Genomic DNA, 23,987 nt, shown 5'->3' with positions numbered 1-23,987 from the left:
GGTCTAAATTGAAGATTGAAAGTCCAAATTTCTATACTGTTATCATAGGGACGGAAATTCTTAACGGCAGACGTAAAGATAAACATTTTGAATTTGTTAAAAATGAACTTTTAAAAAGAAACTTGGAACTTAAAGCTGTTTTTTTCATAGAAGACGATCCCGATCTGATAGAAAAGATTTTCAATCTTGTAAAAGCGGACCCAAACTCTGTCATGTTCAGTTTCGGAGGCATAGGAGCGACGCCTGACGACTATACAAGAGATGTAGCCGCCAAAGTGTTTACAGGGGGCAAGAAGGAAGTAAACGAAGAGGCAAAAAAACTCATCATAGAAAGATTTGGCAAAGATGCCTATCCATACAGGATTGAAATGTCAAATCTGCCAATAAACGCGGGTCTTCTGAGCAACCCTGTAAACAAAGTTCCCGGCTTTTATCTTGAGAGGCGTTTCTTTTTTGTTCCAGGTTTTCCGGAAATGGCTCATCCAATGATTATCGAGGCTCTTGAAAAATTCTTTCCAAAAGCCGGTGAGAAAACCAGGCTCAGCATGTGTGTGGAAGCCAGTGAAAACAGCATGATAGATATAATGAAAGAGATTCCTAAAGATATAGAGTTTTCCAGTCTTCCTGTTATTAAAAACGGCAAGTACAGTGCCGTCATATCTATAGCTCACAAAGACAAAAAAGAAGCCAAACAGTGGTTTGATTACTATAAAAAAAGACTGGACGAAAAAGGTATCAAATATACTGAAGGCGAAAATTGCAGATAGTAAATTTACTGATTACTCTTGATTTTCCTTATATACAAAGTCTAAAGGGCAGAAGAAAGATATTAAACTCTATAAAAGAGAGATTATCAAAACTAAATGTTTCAATCCTTGATATCTCAAGCGAATATCCAAAAGAGGGAGAACTTGCTGTTGTGTTTTTGTCTTTAGGAGAGGAGTATACACACAAAAAAATTCAAAATATTGAAAAAATTTTAAACAGATACTTCAGTGATATCGAATACTCTATATCTTATGAAATCCTCTGATCAAACTATTGTCTCATTGCTGTTCTTAAAATAGCATAATAGTATATATATGATAGTTGTTATATAATACCACTTCAAAATTATTAAATAGGAGAGTGTATGGATATCAATAAAATAGGTTATGGAGAAAATCCAGACAAGGTGCATGCTCTTATAGAGATACCTTACGGTTCGAATATAAAATATGAGATAGACAAAGAGAGCGGAGCTGTTTTTGTAGACAGAGTTCTTTACAGCGCAATGTTTTATCCCGCAAATTACGGCTTTGTTCCTAATACTCTCGCAAACGACGGAGACCCTGCGGATATACTGGTATTGAACGACTACCCTCTTCAGGCAGGTAGCGTTATCAAATGCAGACTTATCGGTGTGCTTATAATGGAAGATGAGAGTGGAATGGACGAGAAACTATTGGCGGTTCCTGTTACAAAAGTAGATCCCGCATTTGAGGAGATAAAATCAATTAACGACCTTCCTAAAGCTACATTGGAAAAAATAAAAAACTTTTTTGAAACATATAAAATGCTTGAACCAAATAAGTGGGTAAAAGTTAAAGATTTCAAAGGAAAAGAAGAAGCTGAAAAAATTCTCCAGGAAGCTATAGAGGCATTCAAATAAATATACCGGGGTAATCCCCGGTAATTTAAAATTTATAGTTGGCAATAACTCTGTATTGTGCCATAGAATCTATCTGAGATACAGTTCCATCCGCTGCAGCAGAAGTGGGGTTGTCAACCCAGATGCCTTTAAGAGCTATAGAGTAATTATTCTTAGAATAACTTATCACAGCATTTATATCTCTTTGCGACTCAGGAAACCTGCCGTTTGTAAAAAGTGCGTATGCTATAGTAGTCTTAAAACCTTTGACTCCGGTAAAATCAAATCCTTGCGTATATCCAACTCTTACACCCTGAGTACCTCCTATATAAGCACTGTCACTCTTAAGCGCTTTACCGTAATTTGACTGAAAAAGATTGTTTGCCGTAATCATATTTGTAAAAAGAGGCGTTCCGTCCCACGGTAAAACAAGCGAGTCGTGAGAATTTTCATCTTTAAGTACTTTTGTGTAAGCCAGGCTTAGTGTACTTTCTTCTTGTGTCAAAGCAACTTTTGCACCGAAAGCATCTGTATTTATATCTTTGCCTCCGGTTACAGAACCGGCAATCGCCAGATTATCATCTGCATTTCCTATACTTCTTTGACCTATATACTGGAAAGATGCCTTATAGGAGATACCGTTTGAAAGAGAGTTTTTAAAATCACTTTGAAGATATACGGAGTTTATAAAATCTTTAGAGTAGTAATCATATATTTTTAAAGTATAATTTTTTTTCGAATATATGGCACCGAGCATTGCTACATTTCCAGTATCAGATCCTGTTATATCTTTTGTCAGATCACCTAGTGCATGTTTTACAATATTCATAAAGTTGTCAGATGTTCTTTGCTTGAATCTTTGAAGATATGCAGCTTCTATTTTTGTACCGTATTCTAGTTTCATATTTGCAAATGCACCCTCTACGGCACTGGGTAGCATCCTTACCTCTTTTGCGTTTATAAGCGGAGTTTTTATCACTTTTCTTCCGTATGATAAAGACCAGTCATTTTTACTGTAATCCAAATAGGCCTCACCCACAACAGCAAACCCTTTTTCAGGATTACCTCCTGTAAGTCCGTTGTCTCTGCCTATAATGGACGTATCGACTTTACCGGGCAGCCAGAAAGGATTTGTAGTCATCATTGTAATTGCCGCACTTACTCCATTCCATTTTCCTGTTTTATATCCTAACTGTCCGCCAATAGAGTTTGCATGTGCAGAACTGTCTGTTCCATCTAGATAATCTTTGTTTGTCTCAATATAGTAATATTTAATATTCCCGTAACCTTTGCCTTCTTTAAACCAGCTATCCAGAGAATCAGCAGCGAACCCTGTGCTTCCCAATAGAAGCAGCGCAACGATAGAAAGTCTCTTCATCAAATCTCCTTTTATAATTTTAAATTATGAATAACATAAGGTAAATTGCGGCTATACCGCTATTTTGTAAAACCATTAGAATAATAACCAAGAAATTTTGATGATTGTTTTAAAAATTTTTTATAGAGAAAAAACGGTTTGAAGTGAGTAGTTTCTACACAGTCAAAAAAGTGACATGTCAATTTTTTTCAAAATAGCTGTCTATGCCGTCTGCAATACCCTGGGCAAGAAGTTTTTGATAGAGCGGATTGAAAAGTCTTTTTGCTTCTGTTGGATTAGTTATATATCCTACCTCTACGAGGACAGAGGGCATCTGTGCACCTACAAGTACCCAAAAAGGTGCTTCTCTTACCCCTCCGTCCTGGACTCCTCTGAAATGCATTCTAAGATTTGAAAGTACCCATTTTTGTATATCGATTGCTAGTTTGTTTGAAGCGATTATCCTTTCTCTGTTAAGAAAGTTTAAAAATGTCATTTTTGAGTAATAACCCATTGATGAAAGCTCCACTTTGTTCTCTAAAGCAGCAACATCTTTGGCTCTTTTGCTTCTTGCAGGGGATAAAAAGAATGTTTCTATTCCTTTCATAGAGAGATATTTACTCTTTTTGGGTGCCGCATTTGCATGGATAGAAATAAATATATCGGCTTTTTTTCTGTTCGCATATTTTGTTCTTGACCTCAAATTGACAAATTTATCCCTGCTTCTTGTTAGATACACCTTATATCCCCGTTTTTTTAGCTCTTTATACACTCTTTTTGCAATCGCCAAAACGGCATCTTTCTCTCTTTTTCTTTTATATCCCACCGCTCCCACATCTTTACCGCCATGTCCCGGGTCTATAACAACAATTTTGTTGATTCTGTAAAAAACGGAAGAAGGAGCGTTTTTTGAAACACTCTTTGCCTGGATTCTCTTTTTTGTATTTTGGATTTTGGATTTTGAAGGAGCGGAACTGTTCAGATAAAAGACGATACTTTTTCCATCTATTTTATAACTGCTTTTTATAGGCTTCTTATCTTCAAAAACAACTCTTATACGCTCTTTGTCAAACTGCGCAATTCTAAGCTCTTTAACGGTTGAAAGATTATACTTTCTATAGTTTCGAGGCCAGACCCCTTTTATATCATATACATCTTTATAGGTTTTTTTGTTGAGTTTGAAAAACCTAATCTCTTTTTTATCCAATTGTCTGGAAAATTCAAATATAACTTTTTTAGGCTCAAATTTTACGGATTTTAAAACGGCTCTCTTTGAAGATTTTGAAAACCGAATTTTTTCACTCTTTTTTTTCTCTTTTTTTTCTCTCTCTATCTTTTTCGAAGCTACTTTTTTCTTTTTGGCTGATTTCTTGCCTTTACTCTCAAAATTTTTTAGTTTTTTCTTGTATTCGGTTGCATCGTAACCGAGTATTTTCGCACCTTCTATGAGGCTTTTGAGAGACTCGATTACAGCTTTTTCATCACCTTCCAAAAGAGCGTTGATATAGATGTTTTTGATTCTGTTATACGCTTTGTAGACTACCTCTTTGTCAGGCGAAGAGAATTCTGCTCTTGCCTTGGCAATCTCTTGTAAATCCGCTGAAAATAGAGATATAGCAAACAGAAGAAAAAAAAGGAGCCGTTTGATATTATTCTCCCTCTACGAGTTTCTTCATAAGCTCTTTTACGGATATTATTTCATTCAGACGATAGCCATTTGACCCACTGAAATACAGACCTGTCTGAGTGTTTCCCATATATGCGTCGCCCAGTCTGTCAGCTATGCAAAAACCGACCTCTTTTGCCTCAACGCCTCTGTTGCAGGGAGCTACACAGTTACTAATACATTTAATAGGAGGACCTGACCTTTCATTTATCAAGTCTATCAGATTGGTTTTTACTCCCCGTGCAGGATATCCTACGGGAGACTTTAAAAGCAGAATATCCTCTTTTTTCGCATTTAAAAGTATCTCTTTAAATGTGTCACTGGCATCGCATTCATGAGTGCCAATAAATCTTGTCCCTATCTGAACTCCAGCGGCTCCAAGAGCGAGAAATTTTAAGATATCGTCTCTGTCCCAGATACCTCCGGCAGCAATAACGGGAATATCTCCCCATTTTTTTGCTTCTTCTATTACTTCGGGTACAATATTTTCAAGCTGATACTCATCCATAAAACACTGCTCATATGTAAAGCCCTGATGCCCGCCGCTAAGCGGCCCTTCAACAACGACGGCATCGGGCAGCTTGTCATATCTTTGCTTCCATCTTTTGCAGATAATTTTCAGTGCTTTTGCAGATGATACTATAGGAACAAGCGCTACATCTGGAAAATCTGCCGTAAATTCAGGCATATTCGTGGGAAGTCCTGCACCAGTTATAATAATATCCGCACCTGCTTCACACGCATCTCTTACAACTCTACCATAATCATTTATCGCATAGAGTATATTTGCCCCTAAAGGTGCATCACCGCATATTTTTCTAGCGTTTTCAAATATTTTAAAAAGAGCTTTTCTTGAATAGAAGTTTTCTACTTCAAGCGGTCTGCCTATAATTTCTTTATCTACATAGCTCATATTTTCATAATAACCTGTTCCGACACAGCTTATAACTCCTAGACCGCCCTCTTTGGATACTGAGCCGGCAAGCCTGTCCCAGCTTATACCTAACCCCATACCTCCCTGTACAATGGGAAATTTTAAATGGTGCTTTCCTATTTTCAATGATGGTAGGCTCACTTTGTTACCTTTAGTTTTGCGAATTTTCTTTTTCCAACCTGGAGGATATACTCTCCTGGCTCCAACTGAAGATTCATGTCGTTTATCTTTTCTCTGTTCACCCTTACCGCTCCGGCATTTATATCACGCCTTGCCTGTGAAGTGGAAGGCTCTATCCCGCACTCCACCAGAGCTTTGGCAATCCATACAGGACCCGCCATCTCATATTCGGAAATATCGCTTGGTATATCTCCTTTTTTATGGACCCTGTCAAACTCCTCTTTGGCTTTGTGTGCCGCTTCATCACCGTGAAATCTTGCTGTTATTTCAACTGCAAGTAGCTCTTTAGCATATTTTGGATGAACTTTGCCCTTTTGGACTCCCTCTTTCAGAACTCTTATCTCCTCGAGAGTTTTTGAACTCAATAGCTCAAAATACCTCCACATCAACTCATCCGATATACTCATTATTTTAGCATACATCTCATTAGGCTCGTCTGTAACGCCGATATAGTTTCCAAGACTTTTACTCATTTTCTGAACGCCGTCAAGCCCTTCGAGTATAGGCATCATAAGCACTGCCTGCTCTTTTCCTATGTTATAGCTTCGTTGCAGATGTCTGCCCATAAGCAGATTGAACTTCTGATCAGTACCTCCGATCTCTATATCGCTTTTGAGATAAACACTGTCATAACCCTGAAGAAGAGGATATATAAATTCGCTTATAGATATGGGTGAGCCGCTTTTGTATCTCTTTTCAAAGTCATCACGCTCAAGCATTCTTGCAACACTGAAAAGTGTAGTTAGTTCTACTATTCCGCTTGCTCCCAGTTTCTCTATCCAATGCGAATTGAAAAGCACATGCGTTTTATCCGGATCGAGTATCTTGAATACCTGTTCCTGATAACTTTTTGCATTTTCAAGAACAGTCTCTCTGTCAAGTTTTTTTCTCGTTTCGCTTTTGCCGGTTGGATCACCAATCATAGCGGTAAAGTCGCCTATTATAAACTGTACTATACCGCCGTATCGCTGAAATGTGGCAAGTTTTTGCAAAAGCACCGTATGTCCCAGATGAAGATCCGGTGCAGTCGGATCAAATCCTACTTTGACAAAATAGTGTTTGTTTTTTTCAAAATACTCTTTAAGCAGATTTTCGATTCTCTCTTCATCTATTATCTCTGCAGTACCTCTCTTTATCTCAGCTAACGCCTCTTTTACCATTCAACACCCTTTCGATTGTTACCTTTTATATGCATCGTTACAGCTGATAAACTCAATAATTTTGTTTTTCGATTCAATTTTCTTTCTAAGCGTTTCGATGTCGTCTATCCTACTCTCAAACTCAAGCTCACAGAAGTTGCTTGATTCAAGTTTACGTCCCAGTTCAATGGAAACCACATTTATATCAAGTTTTGCCAAATAATGCAAGAAATTTGCAAGTGCACCTTTTTTGTTTGCGAGGGAGACTATAAGTCTAAATCTATTGGGATTTTGTTTAGACCACTTCACATAGAGCATAGGTTCCCCGCTTCTTATCATATCCTGAGCTCTTTCACACAATTTATGATGAATTATTGCTTTGTTCCCCTTTTTAATAGAGACTATTTCATCCCCTCGTTTTGGATTACAGCAGTAGTCAAACTCTATCTGATTAATTGAGAAACTGGTATATATAACAAAATTCTCTTTCTCAATCCTTTTAAGTTTTATATTTTTGCCTCCAATGAACGGCAGTATTTTTTTTGTACGTCTAAGTTCGCTAAGATATCTGTTTTTTATCTCTTTAAAAAAATTTGCATCTTTGGGAAGTTTATAGATAACGTTTTGAAGCTGATTTTTATCTATCCATGACTCTATGTAATCTCTTTCTACTCTAAGTTCTGAGGAGAGGATATTAAGAGCAATATTTGAGTCTATCTCTTTGATTTTCTGTTTGCAAACCTGTCTCATATGATTTTTTGCTTTCGATGTCTTTACCGCATCTATCCAACTGCATCTGAGTATCGGCTTATCGCTTGTAACTATGCGAACAATATCACCATTTTTAAGCTCAGTCAGAAGCGTACTCTTCTGCTTATTTATATAAACCTCTTTTGCCCTGCTACCTATATCCGTATGTACCGCATATGCAAAATCAAGCGCTACTGCTCCTCGTGGAAGCGTAAAAAGGTCTCCTCTTGGAGAAAAAACAGATATGTCTTCACTGTATAGATCATTTTTTACAAGCTCATAAAACTCTTCTATATTGTCATTTTGATATTTTAGATTTTGTAACCATGCCAGATTTATATTGTTACTGCCTATTTTATATTTCCAGTGTGCGGCAACGCCGAACTCTGCAGTTTTATGCATCTCATAGGTTCTTATCTGCACTTCGAAAATGGAAATATTGTCAAAAATTGTCGTATGTATTGTCTGATATCCGTTCTCTTTAGGTATCGCTATATAGTCCTTAAATCTCATTATAAGAGGATTGAAATTTAGATGTATAATACCCAGCACTTTATAGCAATCAAGCTCTTTGTTTGTTAAAATCCTGATTGCAAGCAGGTCTAAAATCTCTTCAATAGATATACCTTTTCTCTGTAGTTTTAAATGTATGGAGTAGTAGTGCTTTATTCTTCCGATTATCTCAAAATCTTTCTCCCTGAAACCGTTTTTGACCATCAGTTTTTTAACTTTATCTATAAAAGAGTTTATTTTTAGCTGCAGTTCAAGTTTGTGTGACTGCATATAATCATCTATCTTTTTATACTCTTCAGGAAAAATATAGTAAAAACTCGTATCTTCAAGTATGTTTTTGAGTGAAGCGATTCCCAACCTATGAGCAATTGGAGCATAAACTACGAGTGTCTCTTCGGCTATCCGTTTTTGTTTGTTAGGCGGAAGTGCATCAAGAGTCAGCATATTGTGAAGTCTGTCACACAGTTTTATAACAAGAACTCTCACATCCTCAATAGATGCCAAAAGCATCTTTCTAAAAGACAACGCTGAGGTTATAAGTTTTTCGTTTGAAGTAGAAGGTATAAGCTTAGTGTCTCTGATTTCGACTATTTTTGTAAGCCCTTCCACCATCTGGGCCACATCTGAACCGAAATCTCTTCTGATATCCTCTATACTCTTTTCAGTATCCTCCACCACATCATGCAAAAGTGCGGAAATTATCATAGTTTCATCGCGACTCAGAAAAGCTACTATGGAAGCTACAAGTATAGGATGAACCGCATAGGGTTCACCGCTTTTTCTAAACTGATTCTCATGTGCCTTGATACAGAAATTAAGTGCATATTCTATTTTGGGATTTTTTTCAGTTACTTCAAAAAGAAGTTTTTTAGCATCTGTAATATTCTTGCACTTTTTTATCCGTTCTACTAGTTCTTTCACTGCCTTTCCTGAGCCTACCTATATCCTCTCAATCTCTATCTTTACAACGCCTTCGGCAATTTCCATTAAAGCGATATCGGTATATTTATACTTTTTAATATCCACATCTATAACAGGCTTTTCTCCGGCCGCAAGCTCATTTGCTCTTTTCGCAACCGCTACAGAAAGCATATATCTGTCAAAATTTGCCCTTTCCAATGCTTTTGCAGCAATTTTTTCCAGTCTCACATCCACTCCTTATATATTATTTTATATTATTTGAAACAATAGAACATTTTGTGTAGTCGCCCTTGATAATCTCCAGAAGATTCCCGCTTTCGAACATATTGCATACAACAATAGGCAGTCTGTTGTCTTTTGCAAGTGCTATGGCTGTATCGTCCATCACCTTTATATTATCACTCAATGCTTCGTCATATGTAAGAGTATCGAGTTTTTTTGCATCGGGAAACCTATTTGGGTCTTTATCATAGACTCCGTTGACTTTCGTAGCTTTTATTATCATCTCTGCACCTATCTCTATGGCTCTGAGCGTAGCTGCGGTATCTGTTGTGAAAAAAGGATTTCCCGTACCGGCAGCAAATATTACAACTCTTCCTTTCTCCAGATGCCTTATAGCACGCCTTACAATAAAAGGCTCGCAAATTTCTTCCATTTTGATAGCACTCTGGACTCTCACTTTAAGCCCCCAATATTCCAAAGCTTCCTGAAGAGCAACAGCATTTATAACTGTTGCCAGCATACCCATATAGTCTCCTGCTGACCGTCTGATAATGCCTTCTTTGGCAGCACTTACACCCCTGATGATATTTCCTCCGCCAACAACAAGACCTACTTCTATACCGTTCTCAACAAGAGATTTGATCTCTGAAGCTATATATTTGAGTATGGCGGTATCTATACCGAAACCCTCTTTTGATGCCAGTGCCTCACCCGAAAATTTAACCAGTACTCTTTTTGCCATCAACCTCACCTTCTTTATGTTAAGTTAATTATTCTACTAAAAAACTCTTTAGCAATTGATAAATTTGGGATATTAGAAGACTTATCGTCTCTTTCTTGGAACCTTTATAAGATCGAGCGGATTGATATGATAACTCTTTTTTGTAACTTCAAATGTCAGTCTTTTGCTAACACGTCCTATAACGTAACCTTTTTTTATTTTTCTTCCCTGCCTTATAGTAGGCGCTATCTTATCTAGATGTGCATATATTGTATAAAGACCGTTTCTGTGCTTTATAATAACCACTTTATCCAGATGCGGCGTATCTTTTGCAAGTACAACTTTTCCGTTCAGAACATTTTTTACTTTAGCATTTCTTTTAAGGGGCTTGAGTTCCACTGATTCGTTGAATATCTTTATTTTATAAATCGGATCCACATAGGGACCGTAATATTTTGTTATCCTGAAGCTGTCAAGAGGAGGAATGGTTTTGGGCCCTCGATATCTTATAGTTTTTGCACGAAGATATGAAGAACCTATCTTTTTTACATTGATATTGGTCTCTTTACTTTTTTTAGATACAGTTTTTTTTCTTTTTTTCAGGATTTTATATTTCTCCAGCGTTGCCCTTAAAGAATTTTGCTCCTTTATCAGCCTGTTTATCGCTTTTTTATATTTCTTTCTTTTTCTATCAAGTTGCGAAAGTACTCTCTTTTTCTTTTTTTTTGCAGATAAAAGCTCCCTTTTCTTTTTATCCAGCTCCTCTATCTCTTTTTTTAACATTTCTGTCTTTTTATGGTATTCATCTATTTTTTGATTTGTATTTTTAAACGAAAGAGATAGTTTCTTTATCTTTTCATCTTCGCTTTTTTGCAACGCCATTAATATCTCTTCATTTATGATATCTTCCGCAGAACCGCTTTGGGCACTGTTTAAAACTATAGATTTTGAAAACTCTTTTGCAATAAGCAGTGTAAGTTCCTGCTGAAGGATATTTCTCTTCTCGTAAAGCTCTTTTTGTGTACTTTGCAGATTTTTAAGCAACTCTTTATTTTTATTGTATGTTTGCTCTTTTTGCGAGAGGATATTTTCTAGTTCTGCGATTTTCAAATCAAGCTTTTCGAGCTCTTTTTTTTGCTTTTCTATCTCTTTTGCGATTTTTTCAAGAGCAGTATTTAACCCTGTTATTCTTTTTGATTTTTTGGTCAACTCTTTTTTTGAATTCTCGATTTTGAATTCTATACTGCTTTTTGCCCAAATATTTGTACTGAGCAAAATCGTAAAAATAAAAATTAAAACTCTCTTCATTCCTTTATTTGCCTTGTTGAGACGATTATCACCGAAAAAAGAGCCGTTGCAAGCCCAATAAGAGCAAGCAAAGCAGCATCATTTGCAAAGTTAAATTTTGCTATAGCAACACCGGTCTTTTCCGTAAACTGCCGTAAAATATCTGTATTGGTAATATAATAAAAAAATGCCGAAACCATCGCCGTACTTAACAGAGCATCCACAATCGCCAATCTTATCAGCACACCGCTTCTCATCCACAGAGGAGCACCAAAAAGTGCCATAATATACATTCTTTCACTATGCTCATAGTGCCATACCTGCATCTGTTTTATTATTAGCAAAAAACTTATAGCCGCAATAAGGGCTAAAAATATTTTTGAGATCTGTTTTAAAAGCACAAGAAGGGTATAGGTTTTGGAATGTGTTTTTGCAAAAGTCTCAACTCTTTCGACATGAGGAAGGCTCAATAGCTTCTTTTTGATATCTTCAAGCTCTTTCGCACTCGGATATCGACTCAGGTGAAGATTATAAAACTTCGGTAGAAAATTTTTTAGAGACTCAAAATCGATTTGAGAAGCACCCTTTTTAAGTCTCTGTATTATATCTTGAGGATTTATCTCTTCCAAATCTGCCGCATTTGGCAAAATATCCTTTATATCATTAAATGAAAACTCTTTTTTTGATACCAGAATTATTGCATAGTCTTTTACAAGATTTTTTTCATAATCTTCTATAGCTTTTTCAACCATAATATAAAACTGTATTGAAAAGAGAATTGCGAAAAGAGGAAGAATAAGTGATAAATGGCTTTTAAGAAATTTCATAAATTGTTCCATCCTCTATATGAAAATGCTTGAAATTTACACTCAGATGTACCGGTATATGGTGTGTAACAACTACTACTGTAGTACCTAACTGTTCATTTGCTCCCTCAAGAAGATTCCAGATAACTTCACTGGAATATTCATCCAAGTTTCCGGTAGGCTCGTCCGCAAGGATAATTACCGGATTGTGTGCCAACGCCCTGGCCATTGCAACTCTTTGCTGTTCACCACCGCTCAGTTCATAGGGATATCTCTCTGCCTTGTGTGAAAGCTTCACATGTTTTAAAAGTTTCTGTGTCTGAAGTTCGCAAACATCTTTTGAATAACCAGCTATTATAAGAGGAAGCATTACATTTTTCTTAACATTCCACTCTTTTATAAGTTTGTAGTCTTGAAATATGATTCCCAAATATTTTCTCAAAAAGCTCAGTTTTGAACTGCTTATTTTGTTAAGTTTTACTCCGCCAACTTCCAATATCCCGCCGGATGGCTTGAGTGCTCCGTAGAATGATCTGATAAGTGTAGATTTTCCACTTCCGCTGGGGCCTGTAATAAATACAAAACTTCCGCTCTCTATCTCAAAAGAGCTTTCGGTTATAACAGGCTCGTTTTCGTTATAGGCCAGTTTAAGATCTTGTGCTACTATTACTTTGTTTGCCATACAGCATCTCTTTTATTTTATTGTGTGCTTTGAGATTCAACCGGGATAATACAGGATTCCTGGGAAAATATTTTGCACCTTTTGCGTCTATTATAATATACAGATGTTCAGGTCTGTCAAAAGCTCCGAATGAAAGCTTTATCAATATTGAATCTTCGGATATTTTGTAAAGTTTCTCAAAATGTATGAAATACTCATCATATTTTATCGGTCTGTTTGAAAAATTTTTTATAATGTTGCGTACATTCAGACCCCCTTCAAAATCAAAACTCCCCTTTAATATCAAAGATTCTGAAACCTCGTCATTAATCATTCTTATCTCATATATATCTTTCTCCATCCTTCGCCATCTATCTTCGTACTTGCTCCTGACAACTGTTTCGATGTTTTTAAGAACTTCCAGATGGATTCTTGGCTCATCCATAAAAAGTTCCATCGCATAATCAAAATAGTTTCTGCTATCAGTCCTAAGCTCTAGAATACCATTTTTTTTCAAAACTCTTTTCGCCTCTTTGATAAACCTTTTTGAAAAGACTCTTCTGTGAGGTTTTTTATCCCACGGAACCGGAAAATGTACAAAAATTTTTCCTACCAGATTCGACGGAACAAACTCTAAAAACAGTCTCGCATCATAATCTATCACATAAAGGTTATCGAGCTTTTGTATCTTTATCTGCTTTAAAACCTGTTCGATAGATGGCTTGTGAATCTCAAGCCCTATAAAAAGGATATCAGGATTTTGTCTGGCCTGATGAAGAAGATGTCTGCCACTGCCAAAGCCTATCTCTATCCACACCTCTTTGTCTTTGGGAAAATTCTGTGCAAAAAACCATATATCTTTTAAAAACCTGCTTCCCTCTTCCAGATGGCGGTCTTTTATATTTGCGATATTCGAATATATAACATCACATTCAGCCAGGGAGCAAAAAGATTTCAGAGCTTTTTTTACGATAGTGGAGGGTGTAGGCCTTGTGGTTTTGTCGCTCTTTATTATAAAATTACCGTTTTTTCTCTTTATTGTAAGCAAAAAATATATATTTTCATGCTTTGCACATACAAGAGTTTCCGATGCGTTTGCCAACGGCTCGGCAAACCATAAAAACTCAATTCCATCCCTCTGTGCGGGGGTTTTTATCTTTTTATACTCTCTTGCTATTATATGAGGCATTTTTATACTTGATTATCAGTTTTTAACGGGCAAAAAAAGCTCTATATCTTCGGTAGGCTTTGACTCTATTCCGTACCTGTCGACTGCTATTATGCTGTATTCATATTTTACGTTGGGAATTATACTTTTGTCTATAAATGTTGTAGAAGTAATATTGGTGTATTTATACTCTTTGGAATCCAGCCAACCTTTTTTCTCTTTCTTGATAATGATGAAACTTACAGCCCTGTTATCGGCCGGTCTCCATTTTATAATCGCTTTTGAATCCTGGATAGTCGCAGAAATAATTATAGGAGGCAGTGGTTTTGACAGTGTGGAACCCATTACAGGTGTGTCCTGTTTGTGACTCTCTAGCCCATCCTTATCTACTGCTGTCACTTTATAAAACTTTACAACACCGTCTTCACCGATCAGATCAACATATTTGCTGCCTCTTACTTTTGCATGGAGCAAAAAAAAACCTTTGGAAAATGGACTTCTGTAGATATTGTAGTGATCGATGTCGGGTTCTGCATTTGGTTGCCAGGTAACTTCTATTTTTTTGGGCAGATTTGTCGTAGCATTAAGACCCTGAACCATTCCAGGAAGAGGTTTTGTCGAAGCTTTTACAACTTTACTGGGTCTTGATATAACACCGCTATATGTTTTGACTTTTATCCTGTAATAGTAGACTTTGTTGTCTTTAAGCCCTTTGTCTATATATTCTGCCTGCAGCCTGTCTTTTATGACGGCCACCACTTTCCATTCGGGCTTGTCCGGCTCGCTTCGTTCGATGATATATTCCGCCACTCTGGGATCTGGATGGGGACGCCAGATAATCTTTACACGTTTGGGAAGATGGCCTATAGCCTGGATAAAACTTACAGACTCCAGTCGCGGAAGCGTCTTCACTTTTACAGTCTCACTCGGAGCGGACTCCTTTCCGGCTTTGTCGTATGCAGACATTCTGTAATAATAGAGAGTATTCGGTTTGAGACCCTTGTCCACATAGTGCGAACTATATCTGTCTTCTATTACAGCCACTCTTGTAAGCTTACTGGCTGCTCCGGTACTTCTGTAAAGATAGTACCCTTCAATTCGTGGATCATACAAAGGCTGCCATTCAAATGCAACCTGATTGATATCGGCAATTGTTTTGATATTTTCAACTTTCGGTAGCGTCGGATCTATCTGCGGTTTGCTTTCAAGCAGAGGCTGTTTTGCACATCCGTTAAGAAACAGAATCAAAAATAGTGTCAAACTGCTCAGGAACAATTTTCTCATTTATACTCTCCCAGTCAAATCTTTTTTTTAGAAACTCCCGCATATCATCAGGCAAAGGAGCGACAAATCTCATCTTTGTCCCTGTTTTTGGGTGTCTCAGGTATAAAATATAAGCATGTAAAAAAACTCTTTTAATTTTATCACTACGGCTCTTAAAACCATATAAACAATCCCCCAAAATATGCCTTCCTATAGCATTCAGATGAACTCTTATCTGGTGGGTTCTTCCTGTAAAAAGCTTCGCACCTATGAGTTCTGTTTTTTGATCTTTACTGAGCGCAATTTTTGCAAAAGCCGTTTTTGCTTCTCTGCCATTTGGAACCACTGCCATTTTTATTCTGTTTTTGGGATTTCTTCCTATAGGTTTTTCCACAACAGTATCCTCTTTCAAAGGAGGCTCTATAATGGCAAGATAGTATCTTCCCATGCTTTTGTCCTGTAGCTGCTTAGAGAGGCTCAGATGCGCCGAATCATTTTTTGCTATGACAAGTACTCCGCTGGTCTCTTTGTCTATTCTGTGAACTATACCATGCCTCTCTTCACCTGAAATTGTCGAAAGAGAGACCCCTCTCTTTTTCAGCCAGTCCACAAGAGTCGGCTCTTTTACGCTCGGAGCAGGATGGACGGTAACACCGCTCGGTTTGTTCAAAACAAGAATATCTTCATCTTCATATATTATCTCTACATCAAAACCGGGCTCTTTTGCTTCGCTTTTTCTAACTTCAGGATACTCTATCTCAATCGTTTCGCCGACTTTCAGTTTGATTCCGCCTTTTTTTACGGTTTTTCCATTAACTTTTACATATCCCGATTTTATCAGTGCCTCTATCTGGTTTCTGGTAGTCTTCAGTTCGGCAGATAGATACTTGTCAAGTCTCTCCTGTTTTCGTACTGTCAATTTTTCAGTTTTGCCCAAACTTTTTCCTTTGGTATAATTTGCAGACTAATCCAACAAGGATCAATTTTATGCGCTTTATGATAGACAGACGTATTATTACACATTTCGATTTTATTCTGATTGCGCTTCTGATACCTATAATTACTTTGTCATTTTACCTAATTTCGGAGATAGACCCTGTTTTGTCGCAAAAACAGCTCATATATATCGGCGTTGGTATCGCTGCTTTCATAGTTTTTTTTCTTATGCCCCTTAGAGAATTCAAATGGTTGATTCCTACAATTTACTGGATAAACATAGGACTTTTGATTAGCGTCGACTTTTTCGGCGTCAGCAGACTCGGAGCGCAAAGATGGCTTGAAATCCCTTTCATACACTTTACCCTACAGCCTTCCGAGATATTCAAACCTGCTTTTATTCTGATGCTTGCGTATCTCATACATGAAAACCCGCCGCCTAAAAACGGTTATAGCCTGAAAGAGTTTTTGAAAATCTCTTTTTATATTATTTTGCCCTTTGTTCTCATTGCAAAAGAACCGGATCTGGGAACCGCACTGATACTGCTCATAATCGGCTACGGAATCCTGTTTTTTGTAGGAGTAAACTGGAAAATATGGGCAGGCATTGCCATCATTATGGCACTGTTTTTGCCACTTTCTTATAAATATCTTCTGCATGATTATCAGAAAAAAAGAATTCACGATTTTTTAAGCGAAAAACCGAGTTATCACGTTCAGCAGTCTATCATTGCGATAGGTTCCGGAGGGCTCACAGGTAAAGAAAAAGACGAGGCAACCCAGACTCAGCTCAAATTCCTTCCAATCGCTTCGAGTGACTTTATCTTTGCCTATTTTATGGAGAGATTCGGCTTTTTCGGTGCCTTTTTCCTTATATCTCTGTATGCGATGCTTATTTTGCATCTGCTAAGCCTAAACTACAAACTATCAGGAGACTATTTCACTCAGGTGGTCACAACTAGCATTGCCTTTCTTCTGTTTGTATATATGAGCGTAAATATAGCGATGACTATAGGTTTCGCCCCTGTCGTGGGAGTTCCGCTACCACTTTTCAGCTACGGCGGGAGCAGTTTTGTAAACTTTATGATACTTTTTGGAATTTTGGAACATCTACTTGCATTTCGTTTTAATTTTTTGTATAATTCCACCCGTACTTAACAACTGCTACGGGCTCGTAGCTCAGTTGGTTAGAGCAACCGGCTCATAACCGGTTGGTCGCAGGTTCGAGTCCTGCCGAGCCCACCACTTCAAAGATACCGCTCAAACTAAAACCAAAAAATATCGATTTATACTTCCATGTTTCAGTATTGATCCAATTTTTAGATTTAATTAAGCATTTTCTCTTGATCCTATGCCATATTGCTAAAATTTTTGATATATTTTATGAAACTTTATACGAACAAGCAGATAAATATATATATCGAATAATTGATAAGAGTTTAAGAGAGTCGATTATACAATTGCACTCCGCTTGTAGCTGACACTGTTTTTTATGAAATCATCGTCATTTTCAAGCGGTCTAAATACTCAGTCCTACTAGCTTCAATTTTGGCTCCGCATAACAATCCATAATAAAGGCTTTGTTATGCGAGCCAAACAGTTTTATCTCAAAAATCCGCTTTCACATCTTTTGCAAAACCAGTTGTGACGATCTGCACCTATGGCGGCGGCTCCTATTTTTATTTCGCCTTTTTGCTCTTTTTCCAAAAGTTCTTCTGTTATTTCAAAACCGTAAACAACAGGTATCACTTCATCGTTTTTGCGACAAAATCGGCATCTTGGTCTAAAAGGCTTTTTCCTTTTGTTTCTGATTGACGGCATCTCCCACGGATACGACAAGATTTCTCCTATTTTGTATATTCGGAAAGTTTGCGTTTGAAATGATTTACTATAGGATCTGGAACTTTGATATTTGCGTATAGAATATCTCTTGGTCTTATACCGGGCTTTTTATAAAATTGGGTATTGGCATCAATATCAACCTTCAAGACTGCACCTTCAAGGGAAACCCCGATAAAAGCTCCTCTGCTTCTGGAATATGCGTATATTTCCGATTTGAGTTTTATATCTGTTGCCGCTTCGGCACTTCTGCCTACAGGCCCGGCTGCTACTGAAGCATCCGCTCCGAGTGTAACTTTACCTTCTAGTATATCCTCTACGCTTCTGTTTGTTTTGAAAACAAGGATAATATCTACCGATTGTGCTCCTATCTGCCAGCCTAGGCTTCCTCCTGTAAGGGTTATAAAAAGGGGATTGCTCCATGAACCGTCCTTTCTTCTTACGGCCAAAACACCACTGCCGTGTCTGCCACCTATGATAAATCCCACTTTTATAAGGTTTGGTATGATGGCTATGGCTTTTGCGTCTCTTAAAAGAGTCTCAGGGATGCTCTCTTCCGGTATTGCCATAAATCTATCAAAAACATTGATACAATCCCTTATCTTTTTGGTTCCTTCATTTTCTGCAAAAGCGGAAACGGCAACAAACAGACTCAAAACAATCAGTACGATTTTTTTCATCATCCTTCCTTTCGCATTATTTTTAATTGTATCAAAAACCTGATTAAATTAACTTGGTTTTTTAATATTTATTTAACTACAGCTTTAATATTATTTAAAAAAAGCTTATATGAGGAGCGACTACGCAAAGCAAACACTTTAAAACTTTTCACAGAAACTGCCAGTCGGCGGATATAGAAAACATTATAGAGTTTTATTCCGTTTTCGGAGGAGCCGAAAATATTGTCTCTGCTGATATTTCCAGACCGATTCTACATGAAATAGAAGAAAAAATCCTAAAAAACCATACATTTTTGAATGCATATTTCAATATCAGCCCTCAATACAAAACTTTTAGTAAAAATCTGCTACAGATTTTTGCAATCGGCGACAGAAAGATATTTACAGCATTTAAAAAAGCCGATATCCCGGAACATCTTGGGAAAATCCATCTTGAAAAATTGATAGAAAACAATATTCTTATAAAAGAGTATTCAAGAGAAAAACCTATAGAAAAAAAGCATCCGAAACAGAAACTCAAGAAAAATCTCAGACGTTACCGTATCCAGCACAAGATAAAATTTGCAAAGCCCTTTTTCAGATTCTGGTTCAGGTACTGCGAACCGAATATCGATCTTCTTGAAAAAAAAGAGTTTTCAAAGATATTGAAACTTATAGAAAACGATTTTGAAAACTATGTCAGCTTTACATACGAAGAACTCTCAAATGAACTGATAAAACATAAATTCAAAGATTACGAAGAGACCGGCAGCTACTGGGACAAAAATATCGAACTAGATATTCTCACGACTCTGAAAGACGGCAGAGTAATAGTGGGCGAATGCAAATGGAAAAACAGTAAAATCTGCAAAAAAACACTCACCTCTTTGCAGAAAAAGTGTGCAGTTGCAGGAATAGAAGCGAACTACTACGCTCTTTTTTCAAAAAGCGGCTTCAGCAATGAGCTTCTAAAAAACAGGGACAACAATATCCTCCTTTTCGACCTGGACGATCTCAAAGAGTGGGCTGGAGCGAAACCGGCATATAGGAAAAGAGAGAAAGTACCGTACAGTTTTGAGTTTTAACTGGCTCAGGCTACCTCGACTCCTTCAAACTTTGAAACTTCTTCTACCATCTCATTGTTTACATACACGTTTGCTTCGATTTCCACTTCCTGCAGTTTTGACCTTATAAGAAGCTTCAGAGGCCTTCGTCCAGGATGGCTTTTTGCTATACGGTAAAGCTCTTCAAGTATGTGCAGTTCATGGGAAAGATCCAGTTTTATAACAAGAGGCTCTTCATACTTCTCTTCTATTTTCGTATCGACCTTCTCACCTTTTGCATCTTCAAGCCTCATTATCTTGTCGCATCTGATACGGGTAAAGTCACCGTCTTTTGTGATATGCGCTTTAAATGCTATCGGTTTTTCAAGGTCCATCTGCTCAAGCTCTTCAAGTTTGTCGGAAAAAAGCATAATTTCTATATTTCCGTGAAGGTCCATAATATTTATGATACCGAACTTGTTGCCTTTTTTACTGATTTTTGTCTTTATCTCTTCCACTACGCCTATAAAAAGAGCGTCGCTTCCGTCTGCAATATTGTCAAGGTCACTTGAGAGCGTATAACTGATATCGGAAAGCTCTTTTCTATAACCCTCAAGCGGATGGCCGGAGACGTAAAATCCCAGAGTCTCTTTTTCAAGTTCTAGAATCGTCTTCATATCAAACTCATCGAAATTGTCGATTTTCAGCTTTATGGATGTCATCTCTTCGCTGTCGCCGAAAAGAGAATTTTCGGCCATCTTTTTGGCCCTTGCTATCTCGTGGGTCGTCTCTACAATCTTTTCGATATTTTGCAAAAGCGCCCTTCTGGTATATCCAAAACCATCCATCGCTCCCGATTTTATGAGAGATTCCAAAACTTTTTTATTCACTTTGGAAGGATCGATTTTATTTAAAAAATCGTCAAGACTCTCAAATCCGCCGTTTTTCCTTGCCTCGAGTATGGAGACTACCGCGCTTTCTCCTACTCCTTTTATGGCTCCAAGACCGAAAAGTATCACATCTTCGCCGTCTATTTTGGTTGCACTAAACTCCAGCGCCGACTTTTTCACATCGGGCGGCAAAAGTTTAATGCCGAGTCTCTTTACCTCATCCACATACTTGACTATCTTATCGGTATTATCCTGCTCGCTTGTGAGTAATGCAGCCATAAACTCCTGCGGATAGTAGGTCTTCAGATATGCCGTCTGGAAAGTGACCATAGCATAAGCGGCTGAGTGTGACTTATTAAAGCCGTATCCGGCAAATTTTACGATCAGGTCGAAAAGCTCCTCTGCTTTTGCCCTGTCAAAACCTTTCTTCTGCGCTCCGTCGGCAAACTGGGTTTTTAGACGCTGCATCTCTTCGGGTATCTTTTTACCCATGGCACGCCTTACAAGGTCGGCTCCGCCCAGACTAAAACCGCCTATAGTCTGAACTATCTGCATTACCTGTTCCTGGTAGACTATAACACCGTATGTAGGTTTTAGTATGGGTTCAAGTTCTGGAAACATATATGTTATCTCTGCGCGTCCGTGCTTTCTTTCTATAAAATCATCAAGCATCCCCGATTCCATAGGTCCCGGACGATAAAGAGCCAAGACCGCTATGATATCTTCGAAAGTGGTGGGTTTGAGTTTCGCATTAAGACGCTGCATACCTTGCGACTCTATCTGAAACAGCCCGATTGTGTGACCGCTTTGAATGAGGTCGTAAACCTCTTTGTCGTTTACGTCTATCTCCTGCCACTCTATCTTTTTACCATATCTTTTTTCTATGAGTTTTAGGGCATTATCTATAACAGTAAGGGTTTTAAGGCCAAGAAAGTCAAATTTTATAAGATCAACATCTTCGAGATATTTAAGTGAGTACTGCGTAACTATCGTATCTTCGCCCGAAGGTTTGTAAAGAGGCGTTTTGTTCCAGAGTTCATCATTGCTTATAACAACCCCGGCCGCATGCATACCGGCATTTCTTTTGAGTCCCTCCAGAGCCAGGGCAAATTTCCAAACTCTTGCAGCCATCGGATCGCTTTCGATAAGCTCTTTGATTTTAGGCTCTTTTTTGTATGCCTCCTCAAGCGTAATTCCTAGCTGGTCGGGGATGAGCTTTGCCATTTTATCTGCATCGGCGTAGCTGACTCCCAAAACTCTTGCAACATCTCTGATAACACCTTTTGCCAGCAAAGAACCAAAGGTTATGACTTGCGCCACATTGTATCTGCCGTACTTTTCAACCACATAGTCAATGATCTCCCCTCTTCTGTACTGACAGAAATCCATATCGATATCGGGCATGCTTATACGCTCGGGATTCAAAAACCTCTCAAATAGCAGATTGTATTTCAGCGGATCGATATCCGTTATCTCCAAAGCATATGCTACAAGACTTCCTGCCGCGGAACCCCTTCCGGGTCCCACCGGAATTCCTCTCTCTTTGGCTTCCCTTACGAAATCCCAGACTATTAGCATATATCCCGGAAATTTCATATTGTTTATTATCTCTATCTCTGTTCTCAGTCTATCCCAATATTTTTCATGCAGATCCTCCGGGACATGCAAAAGCCTCTTTTTAAGCCCCTCTTTACAGTAGTGTTCAAATAAAACTTTGTCATTTTCAAGACTGTAAAGGCTCTCTTCCGGAAGCGGTACCCCTGCTTTTTGCGCATACTCTTTTGTAAATTTGAAATTTGGAGGTGTAGGATTTCCCAGATCAAGTTCAAGATTGCATTTTTCCACAATCTCCTGAGTATTTTCCAAAGCTTCCGGAATATCCGCATAAAGAGCCGCCATCTCTTCGGGAGATTTGAGATAAAACTCATGAACAGAGTGTCTGAGGCGGTTCGGATCATCATAGAGTTTGTTCATTGCTATACACATAAACGCTTCATGAGGCTCCGCGTCATCGGGATAGAGATAGTGGGTGTCGTTTGTTGCAACTATCTTTATACCGGTCTCCAAAGAGAGCTGTATCACCGCTTCGTCGATATACTGTTGGTCATGTATGCCGTGGCGCATGAGTTCCAGATAAAAATCCTCTCCAAAAATCTCACGGTACTCAAGAGCTATTTTTTTGGCCCTCTCATAACCTTTCGCGCCAAATTTCCTGTTTCTTTCGCTGTTCAGGTTCAGATGCCAGTTTACCTCTCCCTGCAGACAGGCACTTGTGCATATCAAACCTTCGCTGTGCTCTTTGAGCAATTTTTTATTGATTCTGGGATAGTAGTAGAAGCCATCTATATAGCTTTTGGAACTAAGATACATAAGGTTTTTATATCCGATTTCATTTTTGGCAAAAAGGCAAAGATGAAAACGCTGCTTTGTAGACTTGTCACTTAAGTCATCCTGGTTGTGCAGATACGCTTCTATTCCGATGATAGGTTTTATACCTTCAGCCTTCATCGTTTTATAAAAATCTATAGCTCCGAACATATTTCCGTGATCGGTTATGGCAACCGACTCCATTCCGAGCTCTTTGCATCTTTTTGCAAGTTTTTTGATTTTGTTTGCCCCGTCAAGAAGAGAATACTCCGTGTGCAGATGCAGATGAGTGAACTTCGGCTTCATCTTTTACCTTTATGTTCGTAATCTGGCAAAATTATATTCAAAAATCGTTGTATAAATGATAAAGAGCAGATTTATTCCGCTCATATCAGAAAAAAACAACTTTTGACAATCGATAAAAAATAGTATAATTTCACAAAAAAACGGAGCTTTTATGTCAAACAATATAATTCTTGTAGGTTTTATGGGCGTTGGAAAAGGAACCGTTGCAAGAGCGCTTAGCGGCAAAACAGGCAGATATGCAGTAGATACTGATGATCTTATAGAAAGCCTTACAAACAAAAAAATAAAAAAGATTTTTAAAAAAAAGGGTGAAGAGTATTTCAGGCAGCTTGAACAGCGTACGGCCAATTGGCTTGAGTGCTGCGTAAAAGATACCATCGTCTCCACGGGAGGTGGTTTCTATAAAGTAAAAAATCTTAAAAAAATCGGCACAGTTATATATCTCAAAGCCGATTTTGACTGGATATATGAGCGCATTACAAAAAGCCCGAATGCAAAAAGCAAAATAAAAAAACGACCCCTTTTCAAATCATACAAAGATGCAAAAACTCTCTATAACGAACGCTCACAGGCATATGAAGAAGTAGCGGACATCACCGTAAATGTTCAAAACAGAGATCTGGATGACATTTTAAATGAGATTATAGAAAAAACGAATATTTCTTAAACATCTTTTATTTTTTTTAACAAATGTGCAGTTCTCTGCCTATCGACAGTCCTTTGCTGTTA

General features: G+C 37.9%; 22 protein-coding genes and 1 tRNA gene. 7 read left to right on the top strand and 16 right to left on the bottom strand.

Features of this window, described 5'->3' with window-relative positions; translation table 11 throughout:
- Positions 1-8: 8 nt before the first annotated feature.
- From EPR_RS03485 to ppa, 3 genes are all read left to right on the top strand, one after another.
- Positions 9-767 carry a competence/damage-inducible protein A gene (locus tag EPR_RS03485; protein ID WP_234697171.1) on the top strand — a complete coding sequence of 253 codons (759 nt, stop codon included), beginning with the start codon at positions 9-11 and terminating at the stop codon, positions 765-767.
- Positions 758-1,033 (top strand): DUF503 family protein, encoded by a 276-nt coding sequence (locus EPR_RS03480; protein ID WP_200763890.1) that lies wholly within the window; start codon positions 758-760, stop codon positions 1,031-1,033. Before EPR_RS03485 ends, EPR_RS03480 begins: the two co-directional genes overlap by 10 nt.
- 99 nt (positions 1,034-1,132) lie before the next feature.
- A complete protein-coding gene (ppa, locus tag EPR_RS03475; protein ID WP_200763889.1) occupies positions 1,133-1,651 on the top strand; it encodes an inorganic diphosphatase in 519 nt (172 codons plus the stop codon).
- Between the two features lie 25 nt (positions 1,652-1,676).
- Here ppa and EPR_RS03470 read toward each other — a convergent pair whose 3' ends face one another.
- From EPR_RS03470 to EPR_RS03410, 13 genes are all read right to left on the bottom strand, one after another.
- On the bottom strand, positions 1,677-3,008 hold the full coding sequence (locus EPR_RS03470; RefSeq protein ID WP_200763888.1) for an OprD family outer membrane porin: 1,332 nt from the start codon (positions 3,006-3,008) through the stop codon (positions 1,677-1,679).
- Between the two features lie 178 nt (positions 3,009-3,186).
- Positions 3,187-4,479 carry an N-acetylmuramoyl-L-alanine amidase gene (locus EPR_RS03465; protein ID WP_200763887.1) on the bottom strand — a complete coding sequence of 431 codons (1,293 nt, stop codon included), beginning with the start codon at positions 4,477-4,479 and terminating at the stop codon, positions 3,187-3,189.
- Positions 4,480-4,636: 157 nt separating this feature from the next.
- Positions 4,637-5,728 carry a nitronate monooxygenase gene (locus EPR_RS03460; protein WP_200763886.1) on the bottom strand — a complete coding sequence of 364 codons (1,092 nt, stop codon included), beginning with the start codon at positions 5,726-5,728 and terminating at the stop codon, positions 4,637-4,639.
- On the bottom strand, positions 5,725-6,927 hold the full coding sequence (gene tyrS / locus EPR_RS03455) for a tyrosine--tRNA ligase (RefSeq protein ID WP_200763885.1): 1,203 nt from the start codon (positions 6,925-6,927) through the stop codon (positions 5,725-5,727). Before tyrS ends, EPR_RS03460 begins: the two co-directional genes overlap by 4 nt.
- 18 nt (positions 6,928-6,945) lie before the next feature.
- Positions 6,946-9,090 (bottom strand): RelA/SpoT family protein, encoded by a 2,145-nt coding sequence (locus EPR_RS03450; RefSeq protein WP_200763884.1) that lies wholly within the window; start codon positions 9,088-9,090, stop codon positions 6,946-6,948.
- Positions 9,091-9,108: 18 nt separating this feature from the next.
- Positions 9,109-9,318 (bottom strand): DNA-directed RNA polymerase subunit omega, encoded by a 210-nt coding sequence (locus tag EPR_RS03445; protein WP_200763883.1) that lies wholly within the window; start codon positions 9,316-9,318, stop codon positions 9,109-9,111.
- Positions 9,319-9,334: 16 nt separating this feature from the next.
- Complete coding sequence (pyrH, locus tag EPR_RS03440; protein WP_200763882.1) at positions 9,335-10,054, bottom strand: UMP kinase; 720 nt, start codon at positions 10,052-10,054, stop codon at positions 9,335-9,337.
- Between the two features lie 81 nt (positions 10,055-10,135).
- Positions 10,136-11,341 (bottom strand): murein hydrolase activator EnvC family protein, encoded by a 1,206-nt coding sequence (locus EPR_RS03435; protein WP_200763881.1) that lies wholly within the window; start codon positions 11,339-11,341, stop codon positions 10,136-10,138.
- Positions 11,338-12,147 carry a cell division FtsX domain-containing protein gene (locus tag EPR_RS03430; RefSeq protein WP_200763880.1) on the bottom strand — a complete coding sequence of 270 codons (810 nt, stop codon included), beginning with the start codon at positions 12,145-12,147 and terminating at the stop codon, positions 11,338-11,340. The genes EPR_RS03435 and EPR_RS03430 overlap by 4 nt, the downstream gene beginning before the upstream one ends.
- The gene (locus EPR_RS03425; protein WP_200763879.1) at positions 12,134-12,808 is read right to left on the bottom strand and encodes a cell division ATP-binding protein FtsE; all 675 of its coding nucleotides are present in this window, start codon (positions 12,806-12,808) and stop codon (positions 12,134-12,136) included. The genes EPR_RS03430 and EPR_RS03425 overlap by 14 nt, the downstream gene beginning before the upstream one ends.
- The gene (gene trmB / locus EPR_RS03420; protein ID WP_200763878.1) at positions 12,774-13,976 is read right to left on the bottom strand and encodes a tRNA (guanosine(46)-N7)-methyltransferase TrmB; all 1,203 of its coding nucleotides are present in this window, start codon (positions 13,974-13,976) and stop codon (positions 12,774-12,776) included. The genes EPR_RS03425 and trmB overlap by 35 nt, the downstream gene beginning before the upstream one ends.
- 15 nt (positions 13,977-13,991) lie before the next feature.
- Entirely contained in the window at positions 13,992-15,239 is a 1,248-nt protein-coding gene (locus EPR_RS03415; protein WP_200763877.1) for a fibronectin type III domain-containing protein, read from the bottom strand.
- A complete protein-coding gene (locus EPR_RS03410) occupies positions 15,187-16,155 on the bottom strand; it encodes an RluA family pseudouridine synthase (RefSeq protein ID WP_200763876.1) in 969 nt (322 codons plus the stop codon). The genes EPR_RS03415 and EPR_RS03410 overlap by 53 nt, the downstream gene beginning before the upstream one ends.
- Positions 16,156-16,205: 50 nt before the next feature.
- Between EPR_RS03410 and EPR_RS03405 the strand changes: the two genes are divergently transcribed.
- Positions 16,206-17,312: an FtsW/RodA/SpoVE family cell cycle protein gene (locus EPR_RS03405; RefSeq protein ID WP_200763875.1), complete on the top strand. Its 1,107-nt coding sequence runs from the start codon at positions 16,206-16,208 to the stop codon at positions 17,310-17,312.
- Between the two features lie 10 nt (positions 17,313-17,322).
- Positions 17,323-17,399, top strand: a tRNA-Ile gene (locus tag EPR_RS03400).
- Positions 17,400-17,756: 357 nt separating this feature from the next.
- Here the strand turns inward: EPR_RS03400 and EPR_RS03395 are convergent.
- Entirely contained in the window at positions 17,757-17,993 is a 237-nt protein-coding gene (locus tag EPR_RS03395) for a hypothetical protein (RefSeq protein ID WP_200763874.1), read from the bottom strand.
- An 8-nt stretch (positions 17,994-18,001) separates the two neighbouring features.
- Positions 18,002-18,673 carry a lipid-binding SYLF domain-containing protein gene (locus tag EPR_RS03390; protein ID WP_200763873.1) on the bottom strand — a complete coding sequence of 224 codons (672 nt, stop codon included), beginning with the start codon at positions 18,671-18,673 and terminating at the stop codon, positions 18,002-18,004.
- 293 nt (positions 18,674-18,966) lie between these two features.
- On the opposite strand from EPR_RS03390, the gene EPR_RS03385 reads away from it, so the two are divergent.
- A complete protein-coding gene (locus EPR_RS03385) occupies positions 18,967-19,737 on the top strand; it encodes a DUF234 domain-containing protein (protein WP_200763872.1) in 771 nt (256 codons plus the stop codon).
- A 5-nt stretch (positions 19,738-19,742) separates the two neighbouring features.
- Here EPR_RS03385 and dnaE read toward each other — a convergent pair whose 3' ends face one another.
- A complete protein-coding gene (gene dnaE / locus EPR_RS03380) occupies positions 19,743-23,258 on the bottom strand; it encodes a DNA polymerase III subunit alpha (RefSeq protein ID WP_200763871.1) in 3,516 nt (1,171 codons plus the stop codon).
- A 151-nt stretch (positions 23,259-23,409) separates the two neighbouring features.
- Here dnaE and EPR_RS03375 point away from each other — a divergent pair, with 151 nt between their 5' ends.
- Positions 23,410-23,925, top strand: coding sequence for a shikimate kinase (locus tag EPR_RS03375; RefSeq protein WP_200763870.1), 516 nt, complete (start codon positions 23,410-23,412; stop codon positions 23,923-23,925).
- Positions 23,926-23,987: the final 62 nt, after the last annotated feature.

Origin of the sequence: Nitrosophilus alvini, assembly GCF_015100395.1 — a bacterium.
GTDB lineage: Bacteria > Campylobacterota > Campylobacteria > Campylobacterales > Nitratiruptoraceae > Nitrosophilus > Nitrosophilus alvini.
Note: the sequence above shows the minus strand (reverse complement) of the source record. Positions and strands in the feature narration are given on the sequence as shown.

Coding starts and splice junctions, on each gene's coding strand:
- ppa (WP_200763889.1), top strand. CDS start 1,133: ATGGATATCAATAAAATAGGTTATGGAGAAAATCCAGACAAGGTGCAT.
- EPR_RS03470 (WP_200763888.1), bottom strand. CDS start 3,008: ATGAAGAGACTTTCTATCGTTGCGCTGCTTCTATTGGGAAGCACAGGG.
- tyrS (WP_200763885.1), bottom strand. CDS start 6,927: ATGGTAAAAGAGGCGTTAGCTGAGATAAAGAGAGGTACTGCAGAGATA.
- pyrH (WP_200763882.1), bottom strand. CDS start 10,054: ATGGCAAAAAGAGTACTGGTTAAATTTTCGGGTGAGGCACTGGCATCA.
- EPR_RS03435 (WP_200763881.1), bottom strand. CDS start 11,341: ATGAAGAGAGTTTTAATTTTTATTTTTACGATTTTGCTCAGTACAAAT.
- EPR_RS03430 (WP_200763880.1), bottom strand. CDS start 12,147: ATGAAATTTCTTAAAAGCCATTTATCACTTATTCTTCCTCTTTTCGCA.
- EPR_RS03425 (WP_200763879.1), bottom strand. CDS start 12,808: ATGGCAAACAAAGTAATAGTAGCACAAGATCTTAAACTGGCCTATAAC.
- trmB (WP_200763878.1), bottom strand. CDS start 13,976: ATGCCTCATATAATAGCAAGAGAGTATAAAAAGATAAAAACCCCCGCA.
- EPR_RS03415 (WP_200763877.1), bottom strand. CDS start 15,239: ATGAGAAAATTGTTCCTGAGCAGTTTGACACTATTTTTGATTCTGTTT.
- EPR_RS03405 (WP_200763875.1), top strand. CDS start 16,206: ATGCGCTTTATGATAGACAGACGTATTATTACACATTTCGATTTTATT.
- EPR_RS03390 (WP_200763873.1), bottom strand. CDS start 18,673: ATGAAAAAAATCGTACTGATTGTTTTGAGTCTGTTTGTTGCCGTTTCC.
- dnaE (WP_200763871.1), bottom strand. CDS start 23,258: ATGAAGCCGAAGTTCACTCATCTGCATCTGCACACGGAGTATTCTCTT.
- EPR_RS03375 (WP_200763870.1), top strand. CDS start 23,410: ATGTCAAACAATATAATTCTTGTAGGTTTTATGGGCGTTGGAAAAGGA.